This is a genomic window from Bacillus sp. CGMCC 1.60114 (assembly GCF_042676365.1).
Taxonomy (GTDB): Bacteria; Bacillota; Bacilli; order Bacillales; family Bacillaceae_G; genus Bacillus_A; species Bacillus_A rhizoplanae_A.
In genome coordinates this window covers 1-9,668 of the sequence record NZ_JBHTHG010000001.1, presented here as the reverse complement: position 1 = coordinate 9,668, position 9,668 = coordinate 1, and the positions used below count along the sequence as shown (strand labels likewise).

7 protein-coding genes and 5 pseudogenes are annotated in these 9,668 nt (G+C 33.3%); 9 read left to right on the top strand and 3 right to left on the bottom strand.

Going from position 1 to position 9,668, the window contains the following annotated elements; genetic code table 11:
• The 4 genes and pseudogenes from ACFQZ1_RS00060 to ACFQZ1_RS00045 form a co-directional block, all read left to right on the top strand.
• A pseudogene (locus tag ACFQZ1_RS00060) lies at positions 1 to 273 on the top strand (recombinase family protein); the annotation flags it as partial.
• Between the two features lie 72 nt (positions 274 to 345).
• Positions 346 to 1,005 (top strand): protein kinase family protein, encoded by a 660-nt coding sequence (locus ACFQZ1_RS00055; protein WP_377880066.1) that lies wholly within the window; start codon positions 346 to 348, stop codon positions 1,003 to 1,005.
• A gap of 236 nt (positions 1,006 to 1,241) precedes the next feature.
• Positions 1,242 to 1,439, top strand: a pseudogene (locus tag ACFQZ1_RS00050) (threonine synthase); the annotation flags it as partial.
• Between the two features lie 3 nt (positions 1,440 to 1,442).
• Entirely contained in the window at positions 1,443 to 1,679 is a 237-nt protein-coding gene (locus ACFQZ1_RS00045; protein ID WP_377880065.1) for a hypothetical protein, read from the top strand.
• A 98-nt stretch (positions 1,680 to 1,777) separates the two neighbouring features.
• Here ACFQZ1_RS00045 and ACFQZ1_RS00040 read toward each other — a convergent pair whose 3' ends face one another.
• Positions 1,778 to 2,236 (bottom strand): N-acetyltransferase, encoded by a 459-nt coding sequence (locus tag ACFQZ1_RS00040; protein WP_377880064.1) that lies wholly within the window; start codon positions 2,234 to 2,236, stop codon positions 1,778 to 1,780.
• Positions 2,237 to 2,787: 551 nt separating this feature from the next.
• On the opposite strand from ACFQZ1_RS00040, the pseudogene ACFQZ1_RS00035 reads away from it, so the two are divergent.
• The 3 genes and pseudogenes from ACFQZ1_RS00035 to ACFQZ1_RS00025 form a co-directional block, all read left to right on the top strand.
• A pseudogene (locus ACFQZ1_RS00035) lies at positions 2,788 to 2,892 on the top strand (LD-carboxypeptidase); the annotation flags it as partial.
• A gap of 280 nt (positions 2,893 to 3,172) precedes the next feature.
• On the top strand, positions 3,173 to 3,754 hold the full coding sequence (locus ACFQZ1_RS00030) for a Crp/Fnr family transcriptional regulator (protein WP_377880063.1): 582 nt from the start codon (positions 3,173 to 3,175) through the stop codon (positions 3,752 to 3,754).
• A 127-nt stretch (positions 3,755 to 3,881) separates the two neighbouring features.
• On the top strand, positions 3,882 to 4,898 hold the full coding sequence (locus ACFQZ1_RS00025) for an NAD-dependent epimerase/dehydratase family protein (RefSeq protein WP_377880062.1): 1,017 nt from the start codon (positions 3,882 to 3,884) through the stop codon (positions 4,896 to 4,898).
• Positions 4,899 to 5,149: 251 nt separating this feature from the next.
• Here ACFQZ1_RS00025 and ACFQZ1_RS00020 read toward each other — a convergent pair whose 3' ends face one another.
• Positions 5,150 to 6,580, bottom strand: a complete 1,431-nt coding sequence (locus tag ACFQZ1_RS00020; protein ID WP_377880061.1) for an IS4 family transposase — start codon at positions 6,578 to 6,580, stop codon at positions 5,150 to 5,152.
• 187 nt (positions 6,581 to 6,767) lie between these two features.
• Here ACFQZ1_RS00020 and ACFQZ1_RS00015 point away from each other — a divergent pair, with 187 nt between their 5' ends.
• Positions 6,768 to 7,166 carry a BlaI/MecI/CopY family transcriptional regulator gene (locus tag ACFQZ1_RS00015; protein ID WP_377880060.1) on the top strand — a complete coding sequence of 133 codons (399 nt, stop codon included), beginning with the start codon at positions 6,768 to 6,770 and terminating at the stop codon, positions 7,164 to 7,166.
• Positions 7,167 to 7,168: 2 nt separating this feature from the next.
• Positions 7,169 to 8,279, top strand: a pseudogene (locus tag ACFQZ1_RS00010) (M56 family metallopeptidase); the annotation flags it as partial.
• 1,189 nt (positions 8,280 to 9,468) lie between these two features.
• Here the strand turns inward: ACFQZ1_RS00010 and ACFQZ1_RS00005 are convergent.
• A pseudogene (locus ACFQZ1_RS00005) lies at positions 9,469 to 9,668 on the bottom strand (hypothetical protein); the annotation flags it as partial.

The following is a 9,668-nucleotide window of genomic DNA, read 5'->3' as shown; positions in this document are numbered from 1 at the left end:
CAGAGCGCAATTCAAAAAGCAACTCTTACAATATTATCAGCCTTTGCAGAAAAAGAGCGCATTGATATTAAACAACGCCAAGCTGAAGGAATTGCTCTTGCCAGGAAGCAAGGTAAACGTTTAGGACGTCCGCCTGTCGAAATAACAGAAGAATTTATGGATGCTTACAAGGAATGGAAATCTGGTTCAATTACAGCCGTAGGAGCTATGAAAAAGTATGGCATCAAACGTTCCTCATTTTATAAACTTGCCAAACAGTATGAGGAAAATTAAATTGTATATGTTTTGACATATTCATTTTAAAATGTGAATGGGACCCCTTTTAACAAAACCGGAGTGGAAATGATGAGTATAAATAGTTTTGTAGGATTGATAAAGGACGAATTATTAAAAGAGGTAAGCATAAGAAGTGAGGATGAATTCGAGCCTGTAGTAATTAAAGATATTCCTAGACTTTGGAAGTGTTTAGGGACAGGTAATTATGCCGCAGTATTTATGCACAAAGAATACAAAGATTGGGTAGTGAAAGTTTACGCGCGAGAAGGAGAAGGAATTGAAAAAGAGTCAGAAGTATACCGAAGAATCGGAAATCATCCTTCTTATTCGAAGCTTATATATAAAGGAGAAAATTTCATAGTATTGAAACGTTTAAAAGAAATTACCTTATACGATGCTATTCATAAGGGGATTAAAATTCCTAAGCAGGTAATCCTTGATATCAATGAAGCTTTAGAGTATGCAAGGGAACAAGGATTAACTCCTTGTGATGTTCACGGGAAAAATGTGATGATGGAAAACGGAAGGGGATATGTAGTCGATGTATCTGATTTCTTAAAAACAAAAGAAGATAGTAAGTGGAGAGACCTAGAAAAGGCATATTTTACATTTTACTTGCCTTTCATTTATAAATTGCCTTTCCCTGTTAAAATACCGTATTTCATGTTAAACATTGTTAGACGTTCATATAGAAAATATAAGAAGCTTAAAAAGAAATTCAAATTGTAAAAGGACCACATACTTATCTTTTATTCTATTTTTGCACCAGAACCGGTTATACGTGAGGAGAGTTGGTCTATTTTACGAAACAAACTAAAACAGGACATTGCCGATGCAAACATTCACTACATAGAAATTGATGGAACAATCATTTTGTCAATCTTTTTTAAAATGAAAAAACGCAATTCTTTTTGGGTACCGCCAGCATTTTGGAAAAAACCCACGCTAAGCAAAAAATAAAATAAGCCATCCGTGAAACAAATGGTCAATTTATCATAACAAATGAGAAAGAGATTGCAGAAGCGCGTATAACATTAGCCAGCAAAGGCTTTTATGTAGAGCCTACAACAGCTGCAAACTATGCAGGTTATTTAAAATATCGTCATACAGCGGATGAAAAAATTGTTATCCCTTTATGTGGTGCAGGGATAAAAGCTAATTAATAGATGCTAAAAAAGCAAGAAGTGAAAAAGATGGATGTTATCGCTTCAAGAAGGGACTTCCTTAAGCATCTGAAAGATGAATTTACAGAATTCCGTAATGCTAGTAAAGTGATTGAAATATTGACATCACTTGGATATGAAGTATTGTTTGGAAAAGATGCCTTAGATGGAGAATATCGACTAGGTGTTCCATCTAATGAAGTTTTAAAAACAAGCATATTAAGGCAAATACAATTCTAAATTATGTGAATTATTTTACTTAAACGGGTGCTTTAATAGAAGAAAAAGAGCGTCTTTATAAAGACGTTCCTTTTCTATTTTCATTTGCCATTTTATTTCTAAGGTAAAACGTTCATTAACATCGCTGTTTCATCACAAGAATGCAGTTTGGGGCAGTTTATGCAATCTTTCCACATTTTTTGAGGTAATTCATTTTTATCCACCCGATTAAATCCTAACTTCGAAAAAAATTCAATTTGATAAGTTAACGAAATTAGCTTAGTAATTTCCAAGTTTTCTGTTTCTTTAATGATTTGCTTTACCAGTGCTTTTCCGATTCCTTTTCCGACATAAGCAGGGCTGACGGCTAATGACCTTACCTCTGCTAAATTCCGGTCAAGGATTGTCAAGCTGGAAATCCCAACCACTTGGTTATTTAAAACAGCAACAACGAAACTTTGCAGATCTTCATAGATGGAAGAATAAGTTCTCGCTAAAAGTTTTCCTTCTTTAGCATACTCTGATATTAATTTATAGATACTTTCTGTATCGCTCATAACCGCCTTTCGAATTAGCATAGAAAATTCCCCCTGGAGTATTATTAATATATTGCTTGTTATATAAAATTAAAACCATCTAACTTTAGTCGATTGATAATAAATATACACTATAAAGAATTATTATACAATCATTATAGTCCATGATTTTTCTTTTTTTTAGATAATTTTTTCTTCTGAAATGAAAGTAGTCGAAGAGGGAGCAATGCTTTAAAAAAGGAGAAGGTACATCCAATCACCAGGAAATTCAAGCCAGCCCTTTTCTGGTCTATTTTTTCTATTGCACTGTTTAAAGAGCTGTTGATTGACTTATATGAGATAAAAATTAACAGTGTAATTAACAAAGCCTATTATTAAGTTGTGGGATTGTGAAGGAACGTACTTAAAGTAACGGGTGCTTTAACACAATAAGAAATAAAATTAAAGAGCCTGAAATATGCAAGTTTTTATGCATAACTCCTTGCATATTTTGGCTCTTTTTACATAAAAAAAGGTACTGCCATTTATAGCGTTTTTTAATTGCCAAATACAACAATATGTAAGGAGTACTTAGTTTGATATCTTAGGAGAGTACTCCTTATTCCCCTTTTTCGGGGGATGTGCAAAAATACCCTACAACGAAAGATGCTGCTACTATTGAAAGAAGTTTTTCATTACTCAAAGTCAATGGAATATTTGGGGTATCGCCACATGCCCATCAAGCTAATATTTTGAAGTACCCCCAAAACGAAATTTTTATCTCTTGATAGTTATTTATGAAAATTAAATTCATTTTTTCGTTTTGGGTAACAGCCAATTTCTTAAGTTGATGGATGTGTGTTGCTACCCCAATAAGTGCTAATCGTTGATTATATTGAATTTTAAGTAAATCTATTATGTTGCTTGACATGGTTAAATGCTATAATAGTAAATTGTGGATAAAGGATATGCCTTATATGCTTAGAGAGGTGATGAATTATGCTTAATAAGCCGAGTGATTATATTGAAGCTGGTTTGAAGCTGGAGTTGGAAGAAGATTTAAAATACTTATTTAATTCAACAGCTGATATAAAGATGGTACCAAAGGGTACAATTATTTTAAGGCAGGGGCAAAGAGTTTCTTCACTGTATTATATTCATAAAGGAATTATGAGAGGCTATTATATAGATGCTGCAGGGAATGATGTGACAAAATGTTTTGCAGCTGAAACGGAATTTGCCTGTGCAGAGGGTTTATTAAGAGTTGAAGAAGCTAGGTTTAGTGTAGAAAGCCTGCAAGACAGCATTTGCGTAGTTATTCCGTATAATTCCATAGACCAAGGTATGAAGAAAACTAATCAAATGAAGGTTATATTCACTAATTATATTCAGAAGATTCTTGTTGGTATGCTAAATCGAGAACAGGCGTTACTTATGAAAGATGCACTGGAAAGGTACATAGAGTTTAAAAGAGAGTATTCTTCTTTAGAAAGTAGAATAAATCAATCATATATTGCTTCTTATATTGGAATTAGAGCAAGCTCACTTAGTAGAATTAAGAGAAGTATGAAAATAGAATAAACGTTTTTAGGAAACATCAAATAAAAGTATTTGGTGTTTTTTTATTGCAATTTACATATGTCAATTACAACAGGCTATTATCGCATTATGATAACTGGTGTAATCACTGATTTAGGAGGATTTGTTTATGAAGAAAATTTCCTTGGTAACAGGTGCAAATGGTCATTTGGGTAACAACTTGGTAAGGGAATTATTAAAAAGAGGAGAAACTGTTAGAGCAAGTGTACGAGATTTAAATGACAAAGAACCATTTATAGGCCTTGATTGTGAGATCGTCTACGCCGATTTGAGGGATAAAGACTCACTTCATAAAGCACTTGATGGAGTGAATACCTTATATCAAGTAGCTGCTGTATTTAAACATTGGGCACAAGATCCTGAAAAAGAGATAATTATTCCTAATGTTGAGGCAACTCAAAATATAATGGAGGCTGCTAAAGAAGCAAATGTAAGAAAAATAGTATATGTAAGTTCCGTAGCAGCATTGTCATTGGACAAGACAAACTTAAAGGGTAAAATTGATGAAACTACATGGCTTGAAAACAGTCATGGAAATGCATACTTTGATTCAAAAGCACGAGCTGAAAGAACAGCTTGGGAGCTGGCAGAAAAATATGATTTGGATATGGTTAGCGTCCTTCCTGGTGCAATGATTGGTGGAGAGTTTTTAAAGAAAACTCCAACCATACTGGCCTTCGATAGTATTCTTTTAGGAAAGATGAAAGTTAACTATATAAGTGAAATGACGCCAATAGATGTAACTGATGTTGTGAAAGGTATGATTGCTGCAGCGGAAAAAGGTGTAAGAGGTACAAGATATATCTTAGCTAATGAAGAGCCTGTAACTTCAGATGATATCATTAAAATTGCAAAAAAATTTATTCCTAGTCTTGAGATACCACAAAAATATACTAAAGAACAGTTGTTAAATTTAGCTGATAAACTTGAGTCTGAAGCAAAGGAAAAGAATACTCAGCCATCACTACTTAGAAGTCAGGTAGAATTATATTATGGTGGAATAAATAGACACTATGACCTTACTACATCAAGACAGGATTTGAATTTTAATCCTAAGTTGGGTGAAGTGGCATTAGAAGAGTATTTTAAACGGGTTTTTGCTAGCCTAAGAAAAAAATCCTTATAATGAATCGGCTACACTTAACTGGACAATAAAATAAAGGTCAAGTAGACTTACCGCCAATTCTGGGCATACTTCTAACTCACATAAGTGAACAGTCCCAGAAACTTTATATGGGGTCCCACCACATTGCCATCAAGCTAAGACTGTATTACAAATTTTTCAGGAGAGTTTTTTTACTTTTTATAGGGAATCAATATAGATTATTTAAAAACTGGCATACGAAATAAACCCTAATGGGTTTTGTTTTTTTTCAATTAAGCAGCTAGATCTTGAGATATGGCACAATTATAAACGACACCTAATATATCAAAGACTGTTTTTTTCTCGTATCGATGAGATTTTCGTCCGTTGTGCTGTAGGAGGTTAAACAGACGAAGGAGAATCTTTGATAATTCTTGGGTGTCTTTTTGTATGGATCGAAACAGAAGAGAAAAATAATCTTTAATCATATATATAGCTTTATATTCACTTAGCTCTTGTTTCTTCTTCATAAGAAGTAGCTTCCGCATTTGAAACATAATAGAGGAACAGAGTAGGATGGCAATCAATTGCCCATACAAATGGCATTCCAATCGTTCTCGTTTTATCTTTTTACAATGATGAATGTGAAAGAATGATTTCCACGTTTTAAATAAAATTTCGATTTGCCAGCGTAAAGAATACCAATCATGTACTTGTCCCATCGGGACAATATCTGTAGGGGTGTTTGTCATATATACATTGATACCACTGAGTCGTTTACTACGAGGAGAATACTTTATTCCTTTCTTTTTTTCTCTTACAGTTTGATCTTGTAATCGTTTTCGTTGCTGTTCTTTTGTTAATCGATGAACAATTACACGAGCTGATACTTTATCAATCATTCCTACATAAGCATCAGCTATTTCATATGTTTGTCCTGGCTGAAGAGAGTTCATTAAGACCTCCATATCTATCTGTATATACTCCGTGCCTTTCTTGATTCTTCCGTCTTGAAAGTAATCAGGGTTGGGATTTTTTTGATAAATACGTGTATTTGACTTGATACGCGAGATATAGTAAGCCTTTTTATCTTGTATATGTTGAAGATCTTTTAAATGAAAATAACCTAAATCTCGGATGCATAAATCATTTGCTGTTACAGTTGGGACACACAAAGAACCGTAGGTTCGATCATGTTGCTTACCTGGACCTGTATGAATATGTAGGAACTGTCCGCTTAACAGATCATACTCAAGTTGAATTTTCATCCCAGCTGTATGACTGCACCCTCCTGCACCTGGATAAACGAATGAAAAGATATCTGGAAGTTGAAATGCGGTGGAATCCAGAATCCGAATACGCTTGAAAACAGAAGTATATGGAGAAGAAATCGGTATAAATGAGGCTAATTTTTGCTTTAGAAATTTTGCTAATATGTGTTGTAAAAATTGGACGGCTGCTTTATTAAATCGTTGATTTAGCCCCTCAGGACTAATGAGAACTTCCGTTGATGCTTCTAAACAGCTAGATAGCTGAGTTAAAGAAGTCGTAGCGACATTTTGACTCATCCATACACATAAAGCAACTAAATCTTTTGCTTGGTACTTACTTGTTCGTTGTACAAAGCCAACATCTCTAGCAAGATTTCCTAAAATATTAGGGGATAAAAAGCTTTGAACTTCTTGAGCAAATAGTTGTAATTCATCAGATACAGAAATAGACATACAAAAACTCCATCCTTTCTATATATTTCTATGAAAAGAATAGCTTATTTCCATTGTTTTTGTGATTAATTTCTTTAATTTTAAGAAAATTTATTCATAATCCTAAAATATGGTTGACAATTAAGGATTACGTTTGTAATATCACTTTATAGATCACAAGTGTAATCCAAGGGAGGAATTCTACATAATGAAAGAATTACCTAAAATCTCTGACGCTGAGTTGGAAATCATGAAAGTTCTTTGGTCAAAATCTCCTCAAACAGCAAATGAAGTGATCGAGTCTCTTCAGATAACAACGGATTGGAAACCTAAAACAATTCGAACGCTTATTAATCGATTAGTACAAAAAGAAGCTGTTTCTTACCATCAAGACAAAGGTCGTATGTATTCGTATTATCCTTTAGTGTCGCAAGATAGTTATCTACAAGTAGAAACAAAATCTCTACTCAAGCGCTTCTACGGTGCGGCATTTAAACCTTTATTTGTGAATTTTTTAAAAGAAGAAAAGCTATCTCCAGAAGATATCAACGAACTTAAACGTATTCTGGACGAGAAGACTGAGGAGAATCAAAGGAAGGATAGGTAATAATGATAGATATCTTTGCAAACGTCTATTTACCTAGCTTTTTTGATTGGTTGATAGAAACCTCAATTATGGCCAGTATAGTAGTTGGTTTAATCCTATGTGTCAAAATCCTACTTAGGAATAAGTTAACCCCACGATGGCAGTATATGTTATGGATGATATTAATTATAAGACTTTTATTACCATGGTCACCAGATAGTTCTTACAGCATCTATTCTATTCTTTCGAACAGTAATGGAACTTCTGATACATTTCGCCAAGAGCCTGTAGCTGTTTCTTCTGCAAAAGAAAGTATGCAAGAAAAGGCAGATATAAACCATACCACAAAAGAAGATACCTACACACCTAGTTCAACACAACGAGACGAAGAAACTAAGAAACAAACATACAATAATCAAAAGCAAAACGATGATACATTTTCACTTTATACAACCGCTTTATATATTTGGCTTGCCGGAGTCATCATTCTAAGTTTTGCAATCATCATTATGAATAGGCGCTTACTTTTCTACATAAAAAAACAACCTGTTATTACAGATGAAAAGATCGTCAAAATCTTTGAGAACTGTAAGAAATCTATGTCTGTTCAGCAAGATATCCCACTGCTCTTAGCTGGGAAAATTTCAAGTCCAACTGTATTCGGATTCTTCAGACCAAGGGTTTTATTATCAAGTTCACATATGAAAGTATTAGATACACAACAACTACAACATATTTTTTATCATGAATTGGCTCACATTAAACGAAGAGATGTTGGTGTGAATTGGCTTATGCATGGCTTACTCATTTTAAATTGGTTTAATCCGATTCTTTGGTACGCCTACTCATGCATGCGGGAGGACCAGGAATTGGCATGTGATGCGCTTGCCCTTACATTTATAGATTCAGAAGAACAAATTGCATATGGTCATACAATTATTAGCCTTTTAGAACATTACTCAAGCTACTATCAAGTTCCAAGTCTAGCTAATTTAAGTAGAAATAAAAGAACGTTGAAAAGGAGAATCCTTATGATAAAAAAATTTCAAAAGAAATCATATCGTTGGTCTGGACTCGGAGTTGTGGCGGTCATTGCTGTTTCATCTCTATCCTTACTAAATGCACAGGCAGAAGAACCGAAAGGAAATCCAAAAGAAAATATAACAACTGTTAATACGAAAGATAAGGCATCAGAATCAATTAATGTACAAAACACTACTGAAGAAAAACAAAAAATTCAAACTCTAATGTTGAATTCTATCGATCATTTTAACACTGCAAAAGGTTCTTTTGAATACTTTACAGGTGATGATAAATTATTAGTAGAATATCAAACAGATCTTTCAATGAATCCAAGATCTTATGAAAAAGTACGAGGAATTGCTACAAAAAATCATCCAAGTTTAACAGAAGGAACACTTGAACCTGGCTATGAAATAGCTACTTATGATGGAGAAAGTCTTAACAATTACAATAGTGGATCTAAAGATTTTCAAACAAATAGTATAACAAAAGATTCAAAACCACAAACACATAGTGTAAAAACTCCCAAAATAACTATAGAAGAACGAAACCAATTAAAAGATTCTAGTATTGATCAACGCATTAGTGGAACAGGTGAAGAAAAGACATATATATCTAGAAGAGATCCATCTTATATGAGAATTGCTAAAACTTCACTATTCCCAGAAGATATTGCTATGGGATATATGGAAGATCAAACAAAATGGAATATCACAGGCCAAGAAAATATAGCAGGTATCGATACTTTAATTATTGAAGGTGAATTAAATAATTATTATTCACAAAAATATAATGCTGGAAAGTTTAAACTTAATGTAGATCCAAACACTGGTATACTATTACAAATGGAAGTAACTGATTCTTCAAATAATGTTAAACAATCTTTAAAAACTAAAACAATTGAAATTGATAAAACTATCGATACTAAATTGTTCTCAAGTATTGAAAAATAATAAGAAAGACCTTAGATATATAGTATCTAAGGTCTTTCTTATTATTTTTTTATGGCTTAGTGACAAGACAGATGTCCATAGACCGCAAAGTATAACCCAATCAAATTATAGAGAGTACATTGCACACTTTTGGAAAAGGTTTATGGTAATCATTTTGGCAGCTATTTTTGGTAATATCGTATGCCAGTGATACCAAGTACCTTAATTAAAATTAAATTAATTACAAGAATTATGGTTTTTGGTAACAAATCTTATTATTTTATTCGATTTAAAGATTTTACTTTACGGTTTATAACAAGAACTCTGTCACCAGGCCTTAATAGGGGTACCGTCACATCGCTATCAAGTTAAGAAACACATTCTTCCCCAAAACGATAAAAATGAACTTCGGTGCTATAAAAAACAAAAAAATTTCCGTTTGGGGGATACTTTAAAATCTTAGCTTGATGGGCATGGGGTATCGCCAGCATTTCGGAAAAAAACACCGTTAAGGATTTATAAGTAATTTCAGTGTGCTCATAAATTATCTTGCATCTAAAAATGACTT